This window comes from Streptomyces sp. NBC_01092, from assembly GCF_045039535.1.
Taxonomy (GTDB): Bacteria; Actinomycetota; Actinomycetes; order Streptomycetales; family Streptomycetaceae; genus Streptomyces.
Genome location: NZ_CP108659.1, coordinates 8,724,382 through 8,738,424 on the forward strand (window position 1 = coordinate 8,724,382; position 14,043 = coordinate 8,738,424).

12 protein-coding genes are annotated in these 14,043 nt (G+C 66.4%); 2 read left to right on the forward strand and 10 right to left on the reverse strand.

Features of this window, described 5'->3' with window-relative positions:
• Positions 1-26 precede the first annotated feature (26 nt).
• Positions 27-1,142, reverse strand: coding sequence for an MAB_1171c family putative transporter (locus OG254_RS39445; RefSeq protein ID WP_405591879.1), 1,116 nt, complete (start codon positions 1,140-1,142; stop codon positions 27-29).
• 3 nt (positions 1,143-1,145) lie between these two features.
• A complete protein-coding gene (locus OG254_RS39450) occupies positions 1,146-1,607 on the reverse strand; it encodes a hypothetical protein (RefSeq protein ID WP_405591882.1) in 462 nt (153 codons plus the stop codon).
• Positions 1,608-2,117: 510 nt separating this feature from the next.
• Here OG254_RS39450 and OG254_RS39455 point away from each other — a divergent pair.
• Positions 2,118-2,942 carry a helix-turn-helix domain-containing protein gene (locus OG254_RS39455; protein WP_405595467.1) on the forward strand — a complete coding sequence of 275 codons (825 nt, stop codon included), beginning with the start codon at positions 2,118-2,120 and terminating at the stop codon, positions 2,940-2,942.
• 158 nt (positions 2,943-3,100) lie between these two features.
• Here OG254_RS39455 and OG254_RS39460 read toward each other — a convergent pair whose 3' ends face one another.
• The 3 genes from OG254_RS39460 to OG254_RS39470 form a co-directional block, all read right to left on the reverse strand.
• On the reverse strand, positions 3,101-3,541 hold the full coding sequence (locus OG254_RS39460; protein ID WP_405591885.1) for a hypothetical protein: 441 nt from the start codon (positions 3,539-3,541) through the stop codon (positions 3,101-3,103).
• Between the two features lie 39 nt (positions 3,542-3,580).
• Entirely contained in the window at positions 3,581-5,116 is a 1,536-nt protein-coding gene (locus OG254_RS39465; protein WP_405591888.1) for a restriction endonuclease fold toxin-2 domain-containing protein, read from the reverse strand.
• Positions 5,117-5,476: 360 nt separating this feature from the next.
• A complete protein-coding gene (locus OG254_RS39470; RefSeq protein ID WP_405591891.1) occupies positions 5,477-6,292 on the reverse strand; it encodes an NUDIX hydrolase in 816 nt (271 codons plus the stop codon).
• Positions 6,293-7,006: 714 nt separating this feature from the next.
• Between OG254_RS39470 and OG254_RS39475 the strand changes: the two genes are divergently transcribed.
• Complete coding sequence (locus OG254_RS39475) at positions 7,007-7,675, forward strand: hypothetical protein (protein ID WP_405591894.1); 669 nt, start codon at positions 7,007-7,009, stop codon at positions 7,673-7,675.
• A 102-nt stretch (positions 7,676-7,777) separates the two neighbouring features.
• Here OG254_RS39475 and OG254_RS39480 read toward each other — a convergent pair whose 3' ends face one another.
• The 5 genes from OG254_RS39480 to OG254_RS39500 form a co-directional block, all read right to left on the reverse strand.
• Positions 7,778-8,728, reverse strand: coding sequence for a PIN domain-containing protein (locus tag OG254_RS39480; RefSeq protein WP_405591896.1), 951 nt, complete (start codon positions 8,726-8,728; stop codon positions 7,778-7,780).
• A 463-nt stretch (positions 8,729-9,191) separates the two neighbouring features.
• On the reverse strand, positions 9,192-9,929 hold the full coding sequence (locus OG254_RS39485; protein ID WP_405591898.1) for a peptide deformylase: 738 nt from the start codon (positions 9,927-9,929) through the stop codon (positions 9,192-9,194).
• Positions 9,930-10,169: 240 nt separating this feature from the next.
• Positions 10,170-10,859: a class I SAM-dependent methyltransferase gene (locus OG254_RS39490; RefSeq protein WP_405591901.1), complete on the reverse strand. Its 690-nt coding sequence runs from the start codon at positions 10,857-10,859 to the stop codon at positions 10,170-10,172.
• Positions 10,860-10,889: 30 nt separating this feature from the next.
• Positions 10,890-11,462, reverse strand: coding sequence for a class I SAM-dependent methyltransferase (locus OG254_RS39495; protein WP_405591904.1), 573 nt, complete (start codon positions 11,460-11,462; stop codon positions 10,890-10,892).
• Positions 11,463-11,903: 441 nt separating this feature from the next.
• On the reverse strand, positions 11,904-13,793 hold the full coding sequence (locus OG254_RS39500) for an ATP-binding cassette domain-containing protein (RefSeq protein WP_405591907.1): 1,890 nt from the start codon (positions 13,791-13,793) through the stop codon (positions 11,904-11,906).
• Positions 13,794-14,043: the final 250 nt, after the last annotated feature.

Consider the following 14,043-nt stretch of genomic DNA (forward strand, 5'->3'; position numbering starts at 1 on the left):
TCTCGCCTTCGCTGTCGCTTCCACGGTCACGCGGTCAGCCGCAGTGCCTCCGACACCGCGATCAACTGGTCGACATCCGAGTCCCGGTCGTCACCCTTCGGCTTTGCCAGAGGTAGGGGCCTTGCCGTAGCTGGGGCGGCCTGCCAGATCGTGGCGGAGGCACGCCGCAGCCGTCTGGCCAGTTCGGCCGGCTCCAGGCTGAGGAGGTCGGCTTCCTCACCCCCAGCCGCTAGATATGGGCTGATGTCGACCAGTCCGTCGCGGCATTCCACTATCCGCCGGTGATAGCGGCGGTGCACGCCACGGGCACGCCACCGATCCCAAGGTGTGCGGGACGCGGGCTTCAGCTCGTTCTTCGGATTGATCCCGGTCAGCAGTTCCCACAGAGGGGCCAGCCGACGGTGATCCCGGCGCCGGCGCAGCCATAGCCGAGTGGCGGTGATTCTCGCGCGCAGGCCCGAATAGGTGATGCCCACGACGAAGAGCAGGCTCGCCAACGTCAACAACGCTGCCGCCGAAGTCATGAGCGGGTGCGGCACGGACCCTCCGCTCCAACGGACGACGGTGACGACCGCGCGGACGCCGCAGGCCACCGCCAGCGAGCCGAGGCCGATCGCGGTGATCCACAGCCCGGTGGCATGAGGCCGGCGCGACAGGCGGGCATAGCGGGCGGACCACCGTCCGGCCATCCCGATCGCGTACGTCATGTACAGGCCCGCGCAGAGGTAGAAGACGGCGACCTGCGGGATCGTCATGTCCATCGTGCGGCTCGGTCCGCTGAGTGCCCCCAGCGGTACGGTCAAGGCCGCCACAGTGATGGCCGTCGAGACCAGGGCCACGACGACGCCCTCCACCCGGGCTCGACGCCGAGCCGCCGGCCCGTCGGCCGAGTAGAGGTAGAAGCACATCAGGAAGTAGCACGCGAGCAGCAGCAACAGGTTCTGGACCAGCCGCGTGATGTTGTGCCCCGCCATGATGTCGAGGCCGTGGGTGCCCCCTGGCCTGGCTACGGCGTGTGACAAGCCCAGGCTCAGGAGGGTGAGGGCAACCGACCGGGTGGGAGCGTCACGCGGGGCACGCGACCACAGAAACAGTCTCCACACGACGGCAGCCGCGATGATCAGTGGAAGGAACTTCGCCATGGCCTACAGCCACCCCCGCCGGTCACCCAGAGCAGCCTGCACCCGACGGACCTCCGGGTCCTCCGACAACGGCGGAAGCGCGTCGACCACCGAAGACCACTCCAGGATGATCGTCGCCGCGAGCTCGACCGAGCACTCCTGCTCATCCTCGAACGAGCAGCGCAGGGAAACACGCCGGATCAGCTTCGGATCGACTATAGGGATGAGGGCAGCCCACTCCTCCACGAAATCGGCCGCCGACTCCGCCACGACCTCACCCTCCCACTCCGCGACGATGATGTGGAGAAGCTCGTGGAGGATGATCTGGAGCTGGTGCAGCCGGGTCGTCTCCTGCTGGTAGACGATGATGTCCACCTGCGGCATTTCGAGCCACATCCCCGACGGCCCCGGCACCTCCAGCGGGACCGGGCGAAGAACGATCGGACGGCCGCGCCTCTCGCCGAGCGCCTTGGCCAGCTCCTCCACGTCCAACGGGGGGTGAATACCCAGGCTGCGCAGCTCCTTCCGGAGCCGGCGGTGGAGGTCGCGTTCCACGGTCCGCCGTTCCGCTATACGCCACCGCCCCCATCGGCGGCGACTCGCTCTCTCGCGCGTAGGCACCGGAGATTCCTGAGTGCGGGGGAGGCTCTCTCCCAGAGACATGTGAGCAATCCCTTCGTACCGGCTGGTCGAGGCTCTGCTTCCGAGCCGGATTAGGCCAGAAGGCTTATCCCCTGGCGGCAATAACCCTATTGGCGGATCTCGGAAGCCACAGGGAACAAAGGCCGTGCCTATCTTGTAGATGAGAACTGGCAGTTCTCATAGCCCGACGGTCGCCGTTTCAGCCATCGCTTGTCCGTTGCGAGCGCAGGCTTCAACTGGCGCAAATTCAAGCTCGGATGACGAGTGGCCATAGCGGCGGGCGGTGCCGTGGAAAATCGGAAACCTGTGACGTGAATCCCACCCGTGGACACCAATGGACGTTATATGAACGTTATGAGCGGTGGGGGTGCCGAGTCTCTCCTTCTCACCCGCATACTGCGGCAAGCCCGCGCACGTCGGAACACATCGGACATACCAGGGTTTACATCCATGTTCGGTGCGGGTTTCGCTCGCGGGATCACCCAGGGTCAGACCGCGCAACTGGCGGGCGTCAGTCGCCGGTGGTACAACGCCCTCGAATCGGGGCGCCCAGCGAACTACAGTGACGCCTTCCTCCATCGGATCCGCGCTGTCCTCGCTCTGGACGACGATGAATGGGTCATCGTCTACCGCATCGCCCGTGGCCGAGCGCCGGCCGCCACTCCCGGCATCCCTCTCAATCAACTCCTGCCGCCTGCCTTGCTGGCCCTAGTCGAGCAGAGCAAAACCTGGGGCATCTACCTCAGCGACCAGCGCTGGGACGTCCTCGCCTGCAACGAGAAGATCCAGGAATACTTTCCGTGGATGGGTTCCGGACCCAACATCGTGGAATGGGTGCTGACATGGCCCGAAGCGCGGGCTCAGCTCATCAACTGGCAAACAGACTGGGCTCTGCCCACGATTGCGGCGCTCCGGGTCAACGCAGAACAGTGGCCCAACGACAAACGCCTTCAGGAAGTCATCGAAACCGTGCGGCTCGACCCGACTGCCCGCAAATTATGGAACTCTCCCGACCTGCCAGCCGTCAGCCATCCGGCGTCGAGTTCACCACGCCGTCTTTACCTGCCACAGCAGGAAGACAAAGAGTTCGCTATACGGATTGTGTCACTCACGCCTATGGAGCTGCCCGGCTGCCGACTGATCGCAATCACGCCTGCAGAGCTGGTGTCCACAGGCTGAAACGACGTCAAGTTCACGCCTCGCGGAAGGTACGCCAAGAGAGGAGAGGCCAGACTCAACAAGGGCAGCAAGAGGTGCCCAGAGCTGCGTGCCTCCGGTGGGGGCAGACCCAGGCGGTCCAACGGAGCGCGGCCCACGAGTACAAACCCCGTGCCCGACTAGTCGAGGCCCCCGGTCTCCTCGATGTGTGTGACAAAGGCGGCAACAATACGCGGCCGAGGTGCGTCGGGAACAGGCGTGGGCGGCAAATCGTCCAACAGGCCCCACTCGGTGTTGAACATGACCGTCATGCCGGTCGGTACCACGCAGTCCCTGAGCCAGAGGGCGAACTCGGCCGCCAAGTGGGCGTTGCAGTCCAGAACGGCCACCCCTTCGGATGACAGGCGGGCCAGGCCCTCCAGCTGTTCGTCGCCCAGGGTGATGCCGAAATGCATGGATGAGCCTCTGACCGGCCCTTCGGCGTCGATGCGGGTGAACTCGTCGGGGTTCCGCTCGCGTAGCTTGTCTTCGAGGCTCTCGAACGTCAGGCCCCAGCTCTGCCCCTCAGCTGGGGTGAAGACGTACATGGTGCGGAGTTCCGCGATCTCTTCGGGTTCCATCGTGGATCTGGTGCTTCCTGTGTGGCGGTGTGGCGGGCCTCAAGGAACGTAGCGGGCGTGGCCGCTGACGCCGTAGGCGGCCATCATGATGCGCCAGTACTGGACTGCTTCCTGGTTGTTGGTGACGGTTTCGACGCCACGCATCTCCGTGTTCCGCGGGTCATTCAGGGCCGCGGCGTACTTGCGGAGCTCTGCGCGGTCCTTGTCGTAGAGGAAGTCCCTGTCTCCGCTGGCATGGTTCTTACGGAGATCTTCCAGGGAGCGGTAGCAGCGCTGGTCCGGTTTGTTCACGTACTTCGCCTCGACGGCCATCCCGTCGACGTCGCGGAATCCGTCCACCATCAGCGTGCTGTTGGGGCTGATCCCTGGAGGGATGTGGACTTCGTACTCGGGGTAGCCGGCGACGCGCCGCTGGTAGGCGACCTCTGCCGGCCTTCCCCCGGAGAAGTCGCCTTGGCGCAGGGAGTTCAGCCACATCTGGAAGTTGTTCCGCTGCCCGGGCGTGAGTGGGGGAAAACGGGGGTTGGGCGGCACCCCTGGGGGGATGGGCTGTACGCGCGGGCCGTTGGCCGGGCGGTAGGCGGCAGGGACCAGCATCGGGACGCGAAGAATCGGTGCCAGGAACGGGGGCAGCCCGGGCACAGGGCTGTCGTTGTCCGGCCGCGGCATCTTCACCTTCGCCTTTGAGCTGTCCAGAGCGGGCGGGATCTTGCCGAGCGCAGCGATCCGCATGTCACTCGTGACGAGTTCGTTCAGTCCGCCGTCGTGGCCGTCCCCTCCGAACCGCGGCTGTTCCCACGGCCAGAGGGACTCATCGGGGGAGGTCTCCTCGACCGGCAGCCGCCGCTTGGCGGTCTCTATGTGATCGGCGTAGGCGTCGCAGGCGTTGGCGATCATCTTGCAGGCGGTGGGCAGGTTCGCCATGAGGGTCTCGTCCTCGCTCACCTCACTGGGAGGCGAGCTCTTGCCGACGAACTTCCTGAAGAACTCCTCGACCCGGTCGGCGGTCTGACCGACCTCGTCGAGGGTCGCGCGCTTCCACGCGGCTTCGGAGTCCCAGTACGCCGCTTCGAGAATCTTGGCTGCGGCACGCCAGGTACCCGCCACGGCACGGCACTTATCCGGCTGCCCGAGGAAACGCTCGTTGAAAAGGAACTGGTCGACACCGCTGGTCTCGCCGACGACCTCGGGGAGGTCCTCAGCGTGGTGACTGCCGCGCGGGGAGCAGTCAGGCCCCGACGGCTGTACGCCGATGTCCGGACCTTGAGGGCTGTGACCGAGAAGCTCGGCCGCGATACGGCTTTCCTGCCTCAGGTACGCCTCGGCCGACTTGAGCAGCGCGCCCGCACCGTTGGCCATCACCTGGTGGGCAAAGGCGGACTGGTCGAAGACCGTCTTCACGGCCGCCTTGTACACAGTGGCGAAGGCGCGGCCCGCCTCGTCGTCGCCGGCCATGCCGCCGTTCTCGCTGAGTTCGGTGGAGAGAAGGCTCAGCATGTTGTAGATCAGGTCCCGCAGATCTACCAGCGACCAGGACGCGTTGACGAAGTTCGAGGTCTGATGCTGAAGATCCAACGCCCCTCCCCGTGGCCCTGACATGCACTCAGGGAAACCGTACACGGTTGCGAATAGGGACTGTGGCCTAGCCGATGCCTGTTCGTCACATGCGGGGCTGCCGTGCGGGCCTCGGCGATCATTTTCGGACTGCGGGGCCAGGACTGCCAGCGATGATCACGGTCAAAAACCGTTCCGTTTCGGAACAAGGCGCCGTTCCGGCTCGGAACAAAGCGCGCGTTCCGTTTCGGAACAGCTCGGCGTCGCCCTAGCCGTCATGGGGCGTGCGAGCACCGTCCTGCAGGCTCACTCGGTGCGCTTTGGCACCGTCGCCCACAGGAGGGTGCCGACGGGGACGTTCGACCAGAGACACGGCCGGGTTTATCGCTGCTGGGCAATCAGCCAGAGGCGCTGAGCGGCTAGGGCCCATGAGGCTTCGGCATCCGGCCCTTCGTGTCCCGACTCCAACTCCGCCAGGATCGCGTTGCCTTCGGCGAAGCGGCCGACGGCGAGGTCTAGCCAGACCAGGCTCAGCCGGTCGTCGGCGATCGGGTCTCGCAGCGCGGCCACCGTGTAGGCCGCCCAAGCTGCGGCAACCAGGTCGTCGCCGCGCGCCGGAAGCAACCCGCCGACCGCACGCAGTGCCATCCCGTTGCGCTGCACTGCGGCGAGCGACGCTGCGTCGCCGAGGGGAAAGGGCATGGCGGCCTGCAAGGCGGTGACATCAGGTTCGTTCAACTCGTGCCAGGAACGCCACTGCAGATGTACCGACTCTCCGGCGTCCTGGGAGGTGGGGCCCGGGGTGCAGCCGTGGGCGAGATAGAGATGGGCTTTCTCGGTGCTTGTGGCGCGCGCGGTGGCCACCGCGCCGAGTGAATACAGCCATGCGGCCTGTAGTCCGGTCTCCTCGGCCAGTTCGCGGCGGGCGGCGTCGGCTGGTTCCTCGTCCTGGTCGACAAGCCCGCCGGGCAGGTCGGTGATCGAGCCGTGAAGGTAGTGGTGCTGAGTGACCATCGCCACCTGGCCGTGACGGACGGCGAGAACCCTGACCGAGTCCGGGGCGGCCACGTGCGGGTATTCCACGGTGACACCATCGGGCCGGACGGCTTGATCAACCGTGAGCCGGATGCGCTTGTCCGGTCCGCCGGCAAAGAGGGTCCGGCTGTCCCGCTTGCTCCATTGGCCGTCACTGTTCACGCTCGGGACCCTACCGCCCTGCCGACTGGAGTCTGCACCCGTAGGGCGATCGGGGAGTCTTTGCAGGTTGTGCCGGTGAGCCAGTGCGCCGCGTGACCCGTCTCGGATCTGCGGTGGCAGCGTCATGGATGCTCTCGCAGGGTAGCGGCCATGACACAGGCCGCGGACCAGCGCAAGGTGAGCGATGGCTCTCCGAGCAAGGACGGCACGAGACCGTGGAGGTAATCGCCGCGGTGCTTGTGCATCTGGAAGCGTGGCCGTCCTGCGGCGTCGGGGCGCGTGTTTCGGGGCTTGCTCGTGGGTGCTGTTCACTGCGTACGCCGACGGTGAGGTCTTGGTCTACGACCTGGGAGGGGTTGAGTGACCCCGGCCCTCGGCCGCCGGTGCCTTCGCCGTTCCCTTTGGTTCCCTGATCTCTGGCCGTGGACTCTGGAAAGATCTGCTGCGGATCCGGACGGGATGCGTCCGGTAATCGGATAGGGAGGTTGCGTGGGCCAGGATCGACAGGCACAACCAGCCATTGACGGGGAGTTAGCGCAGGCGGTGCCCTCCGACGCAGTCCCGCAGCGGCCCGCTAGTGACGGAGCGTCAACCCAGACACAACCCTCTGACACTGCGCCCCTGCAGCCACAGGCACAACCCGGCGGAGACGCCGGCTCAGCACAGCCGCAGTCTCCCGGCCCCGAAGCGAAGCCGCCGCAGCGCATCGACTGGATGAAGGCCGCCACAGTGGTGGCGGCTCTCGCAGCCGCCGGCGGCCTGATCTTCTCCGCCTGGACCAGCTACTACAGCGTTCAGACAGCTCAGGACCAGCTCGACCAGTCCCGCGAGGACGCTGACCGAGAACTCCGCCAGCAAGCCGTACTGGTCTCGACCTGGACTCAGATCGACGGTAGCAACGCGGCGCGCGGAGAGCCTGGCGTGACCACCGGGTACATAGCGAACCGCTCACTCGATCCAATCGATCAGGTCGTCGTCGGCCTCTCCACAGAACTCGAAGGCGACCCCCGCACGTTCCCCCTCGACTACAAAGAAAACAAGACCATGCTGTATCTGGGAGCCCTCCCGCCGTGCTCGCGGGTGACCCTCCCGGCGATCGTCGCGAAACGCCAGCTAGGTCCCGGAATGCCCCTGGAGGTCAGCTACCACATTCCCGGGGTGTCCTTCATCGACGTTTACGGCCAGCGGTGGGCACGCCCCTCCTCCGGCCCCTTGCAACCCCTGAAAGAGGGGGGACCCGTCGATAGCAAGGGCAACCTCTCAGCAATGTCGAAGGTGCTGTTCGAGGACGAAGTCTTGGAACTCACTTGGGCGCCCGCCGGGGCGAGCAACACTGAGGTGCCTGCACCGGAACCGCTCGAAGAATGTGGGCCCGACAAGTAGGCGACCCATACTTCCGCGGACCCCAGAGACCTTGACCGACGCCTCCTGACCGGCCACCGCCAAGAAGGCCCGCTTCCTGCCGCTTCACCGTGCGGGCCGCCTTCACCGCGTGATCGTCGACTCTTTTGGTGCCTGGACGCCTCGTTTACTGGATGGGGTCTTTCTCTTGTTGGTCGTCTGCCGTTCCGGCTCATCGTCGACCGGCATGCTCAGCTTGACGTCGCGCAGCCCTGCGGCACGGGCACGGGTCGCCTGGCCCGTGTCGTAGGTAAGTACCGTTACCTCGCGTCCCGAGAGCGGCTTGATGGCGAGCGCCCTGTCGACGATCTCGTCGTCGTTGATTGGCAGCCGTACATGCCCTGGCGGGTCAAACAAGAGCTGCACGGTCACTTCGCCGCGCCGTACACCGGTGTTGCGTTGCACCTCCGCGTCTGCTCGGCGGAGCACTGCGTGATCGGTGCTCTTCTGAAAGAGCTGGTCAAGTACGGCCAACGTGTACCGCGCGCGCCACCTTGCCTGCGGAGCCTTGCTCTCCTTGAGCTGGTCGAGCTCGTCTACAACGACCATCGGCACCAGGAGGTGAACAGGGTGTTCTGTGATGCCCAGCAGCTCGGCGAAGTCGGTCTCCTCCAACTTGTAGGAGTGGTGGACGTAGAAGCTGCTGTCAGCCACGACCGGCATCCCGCGTAGTTGCCACCGCTGCAACTCCTGCGCGAGTGTTTCGACCGCGGCCGTGAACACCGTCGTACGTTGCCGAAGTTCGGCGCTCACCAACTGGTTGACGAGGCGCTGAGTCGACCCGACGGTGAAGTTGTCCAGCCCGGCCAGCAACTGGTCGTACCGCTTGGTGAGCACAAGCCGGTCAATGTCGGCGCTGCTGATGAGCGAGTCCAGCCGCTCAACGGCATCGGTGGCCCAGTCGAGGTACGCCAAGAGCCGCTCGTAGTACTCGTGCGGGCCGCTGGTGTAGAGGTTCGACACCTTCTGGCACACCTCGCCAAGCGTCCGGTGCAGGTGCTTGCGGTCAACGCCGGGCAGTGGGCTTACGAGCATCCCCCTACTGTGGCATCCGGGTGACGGCTGCCGCACGTAGATTCAGGCGACCACCACGCGGCCGGACGACGGTGATGCGCTGACACAAGGCGTTAGTTCAGAGAAGTCCGGGGCGTCTACGTGAGGGTAGGCGACGGTGACGCCATCGGGCCTCACTGCGTGGTCCACGGTGAGGTGGATGCGATCGTCGGGCCCGCCGGTGAAGAGCACCCGACTGTCCTGCTTGATCCATCGGCCGCTACTCATGTCGAGGAACCCTACTGCCGCTGCGGTCGGGGAGTTGGCACGGGCCACCCTGCGGGTGCCAGGGGGTGGAGATTCTTCGACCAGGCCGACTGGGCCAACCTCACCAGCCACATCGGCCTGCCCAGCTTGGTCGTGCCGGTAGTCACGATCACCCAGGGGCTGCCTATGGGAATATCGGCCGGCCCGCTGACGGTTGTGGTCAAACCAGGCAAGCGAGTCAGGACTCGTATGCCCAGGTCTGGCCGGTCTGCCGGTACTCGGCCAAGGGGATCGGGGCGGCGTCGGGCCGCATTCGGACCGTGTACAGCTTCCCTTCAAGGTGGTCGATCTCGTGCTGGATCAGCCGCGCGAGACCGCGCTCGTAGACCGTGCTCATCGTGGAGCCGTCGAGGTTCGTCGTTTCGACGGTGATTCGCAGTGGGCGGGGCACGAGACCGCGTACATCGAAGAAGGACAGACACCCCTCGTATTGCTCGTCACTCTCGTCGGATTCCTGCGTGACGCGAGGGTTGAGAAGGATGATGGCACCGGCACCAGGCTCAGGAGGCTGGACGACAGCGGCAGCGCGGCCGATGCTCACCTGGGGAGCCGCGATGCCCATGCCCTTGGCGAAGGTATGGACCTCCGCGATGCGCTCGATGGAGGCGAACAGGTTGTCCACGACCTGCTCGGCGGTGTCCCGCTCAGAGGGGAGGTCGAAGGGCCGGGCCGGCTCGGCGAGGAGCGGGGCGCCTTCCTGGACAACGCCGAGGTCACGCATCTGCTCGCTGGGCCGAGCCTCGTTCACCTGAACTCCCTGTGATTCACGTTCTGTTGGGGCCGCAGCGCGGAAGCGCCATTCAAGACGATAGCGGGCATGCAGAACCGGCCGGTCGGTCGACCAGGTGAAGACCGTGATCCCGTTCTCCTCACGCCGGGTCGGGGCGGTGCGCAGCGGTGAAGCCTCGGCGGTCATGGACGTCTCCGTGCCCCACACAGCCGGGTCGAGCCGGGCAGGGAAGGCGAGTTCGACTTCCAGGTGCTCGGTCGGCAGCCGGACGGCGCGCTGGAGCCAGCGGCCCCACTTCTCGTGGCTGACCGTGTACGAGTACTCGATCCATACCGACTCTCCGGGGTAAAGCGGGAAGCGGCCATGTGGTCTCCATTCGAGTGAGGTCGGGGCCGGAAAGTCTTCCGACGGCCATTGCCGCCGTCCCTACGTACGCGAGGCCCGGCGGGCGCGGATGAGCTGCACGACAACGGGGTTGCCGGCCTCGGGAGCTTGGAGCAGATCAATTGCTTCCACGCGGAAGCCGTAGTCGACCAGCAGGTCCTCCCATAGCTGTGATGTAAGCACCCACATCTGCACAGGGATTGGCTCCTGGCCGCGGATGCGGATGATCTCCTGCCGGGGTGTGACCGCAGAGGAAGGACCCTGATCGTGAAGGTTGGTGTGCAGGACGGAGAAGACCAGCGGTGCTCCGGCAATGAGTCCATCCCGCAGGGCCGGCAAGAGGTAGTGAGGGTCGGCGCAGGCGAGGGTGCCGATTGCGTACGCCACCTCGTACGGCGCCGCTTGGCTGAGGTGGTCGACGACATTGCCCAGCACGAAGCGGACACCGCGTTCGTCTCCGAACTGATGAACGGCCCGCTCGTGCTGAGTCGGCGACAACTCGGTGGCGTCCACGAGGGCGCCGTGGGCGCGCGCGAGGTGTACGGCGTGGTGTCCAGGACCTGATCCGATGTCCAGGACCAGTCGTCCGGCCAGCGGTCCGAGGACCTCGTCGCCGGGTCCGACTCCGTCCCAGAAACCCCACCTGATCTGTTCGGGAACGGGCGGGAGGTAGCCGCGATCCAACTGGATCTGCCCGTAGCGGGCCCAGCTCTCCTGGTTTGTGGTGCTCACGGTGGTCTTTCTCTGATCGGATGTGCGAGGTCACGGGCGGAGGGCGAAGCAGGCAAGCTGATCGAGGTCGACGGCGGTCACGGTGGACCAGCGGGCGGTGAGGAGTTCGACGTCGGGCGCGGTGATGCCCAGGCTCTTGAGGGGATCGTCGTCGGCGCGCCGGTCGGTGAGCTCGGTGACCACCCAGAAGGTCCCGCCGGGGACGAGGAGTCGACGGACCTGGTCCAGGAAGACGGCCTTGTCGGTGATGAACCGGAAGACGAGCCGGCAGGTGATGACCGCGTAGGCCGGGTCTGGCAGCTCAGCCAGGTCGCCAGCGGCGAAGTCCATGACCTGGAACCGGGGCTGATCGCTTGAGCCCGGGGCATCCGTGGCAAGGGCGATGGCAGTGGGTGCGCAGTCGATGCCGGTGGTCCGGTAGCCGAGCTGGTGGTGCAGATGGCGGGCCAAGGCGCCGTCGCCGGACCCCAGATCGAGGGCCGGCCGTCCTTGGCCGGGACCGAGGTGTTCGGCGAGGAGCTGGGTCTCGGTGTCGGTGATCTCCCGGTAGCGGCGGCCGGAGGCCCACAGGGGTTCCCAGTAGTCGACAGGGGAGGCGATCACGTGTTGTTCCCTTCGGCGCGGTAATCGGCCGTCGGTGCGGTGCGGTGTGGCTGTCCGCGGGCCGAGCGTCGCCCACGTCGCCCTGTACCACCAGGTCCCGAGAGGCGATGCGGTCCATGTGGCGTGCGAACACGGCCTGGGCATCGGGGTTCATGCGGGCCAGGGCGACCATTCCGGTGACGATGACGTCGCAGATCTCGGCTTCGACGTCGGCCCAGGTGTGCGAGTGCCCTTTGCGGGGGTTCTGCCCCATGGCTCCGATCACCGCCTCGGCGACCTCTCCCGCCTCCTCCTGGATCTTGAGGAGCTGGAGCAGGATGCGTTGCTCGCGAGGAAGGGTCGAGTGGTCTTCCAACCGGCAGGCAAGGTCGGCGATCGTCTTCCAGGTATCAGGCATGCGCGTCTCGCTTCTGTGGAGGGAATGACTCTGGGCCGGTAGGGTCATCGGTCTTGTGCCAGAGCGACGAGCTCGGCGAACAAGCCACCGGAGCTGACCAGGTCCTCGTACTGGCCGTGCTCGATGACTCGGCCCTTGTCCATGACAAGGACGCGGTCGGCGAGGCGGGTGTTTTCCAACTGGTGCGTGACCACGATCGTGATGCGGTCGGAGGCGCCGTGTTTGATCTTCTCGAAGATCTGGTGCTCGCCTCGGGCGTCCATCTGCGAGGTGGGTTCGTCCAGGATGAGTAGTTCGGGGCGCCTGTAGATCGCGCGAGAGCAGGCCAAACGCTGCCACTGCCCGCCGGAGAGTTCGGCACCCCCGAAGACTTCCCGGGCAAGCAGCGTCTCGATGCCGTCTGGCAGTGCCTCGACCGCCTCTCGCATGCCTACGGCGTCGATCGCTTCCCATACCGGCAAGTCGTCGCGGGTGCGGGGTTGCCCGAGGGTGACGTTCTCGCACACGCGCAGCGGCCACTGGGCAAAGAGCTGCGGCACGAGCCCCGTACGGGCCCAGACGCTGTCCTGATCAAGGGTGGCGAGGTCTGCGCCGTTCCACAGCACGCGCCCCTTGTCCGCCAGGTAGATGCCGGTGATCAAGCGCAGGAGGGTGGACTTGCCGCTGCCGTTCTCGCCGACGATGGCCAGGATCTCGCCGCGGCGCAGCGTGAGGGATACGCCGTCGACGGCGGGGCTGTCCTTGCCCGGGTACTGATAGACCACGTCGGCGATGCGGATTTCCTCCACGGTCGCAGGCGCTGGCAACTCGCCTCGCTGTGGGGCACGTTGAGCTGCGTCGTCGACGAACGTCTGCATGTCGGTCAGGTAGAGGCTGGTGTGGAACAGGGCCGCCCCGTTGATGACGACCTGGGAGAGCGCTGCGAGCGTCGTCTGCACGGCGACGACTGCGGTCGCAGCAATGGCGAGTTCGATGCGCCCGGTGATGGCCAGCCAGGCGAGGGCAGCCCAGGCCAGAAGTAGGAAGACCCCGCCCGCCGTCGAGGACAGCAGGGTGATGCGCAAGGTCCGTGGAGCGGCGTCCAGCAGACGGCGGTCGATGCGCTCAGACAGGGACCGGTACCAAAACAGCAGATAGCCGGTCATGCCGTTGGCGCGGACTTCGTCGCCGTGTTTCGGCGTGGTGGCCCACCAGCGCATCATGTGGCGCACGTTGCGGTCCGAGACGTTCGCGTAGTGCATCTCGTAGTCGACGCGCGCGCTCAGAACGGCGCCGACTCCGGCGGGCAGGACAGCGAGGAGGAGCAGCGGCAGCATTGCCCAGTGCAGCACGGACAACACTCCGCTTGCGGCGACCATCCTGATGAGAGCGGCCACGAATCGCTGCGCGTCGTTGACCATCACGTGGGTGCGGACCACGCCCATCTCGGCGGCTTCCTGCCGGTCGGCGAACCCGTCCTGGGCGTAGGCAGCGGCTTCGACTCGGCACACCGCCTCGACCAGCGAGGTGTCCGCATGCGTCGTCAGCGGCGGGGTGAGCCTGCGACCCGCGTACGAGGCGAGCGCGCTGGAGAGCCGCCCGAGTGCCGCCGCGCCGGCCACGACGAGCAGTGCGGGAAGCGCCTGATGAAGACGGTCGGCCACGGTGCCGGCGCCAAGGATCGGCTGCATGGCGCGGGCGGTCGCGGCTAGGCCCATCGCGGCGGCGGCACCTGTGACCAGTTGGCAGGCGGCGAGGAGGAGAACGGCCGTGCGGTCGAGCTGCCAGGCCATGCGACAGATGCGGCGCAGCACGGAGGGCAGGCGGGCGCACATGTGCGTGAAGGACACGTCGCCGAGCGGGTTGACGGAGTATTCGCCGCTGTAGCGGATCTCCGCAGGTGGCGGAGGGGGCGGCGTCTCAGCGTTGGCAGTCGAGGCGTCAGTCACAGTCACCTATGTCCCTCCTAGGGGGGGGCAGGGTCGCACCTGGATGGTCGGCGGTGCACGGCATAACGACGCGGCGCCGGAATCGAACGCGCTCGATTCCGGACGCGCTGGGGGCCTTGAAACACAAGGGGGTGAACGTGCGACCGCCGTGTCGGGGCGGCCCAGAGCCGGTGCAGACATGGCCGAATCGCCGATGCCTGTGACGTCTGTGACGCATGAGGTTTCCAGGCGGTGATCGGCTCGCGATGGCGCCAAG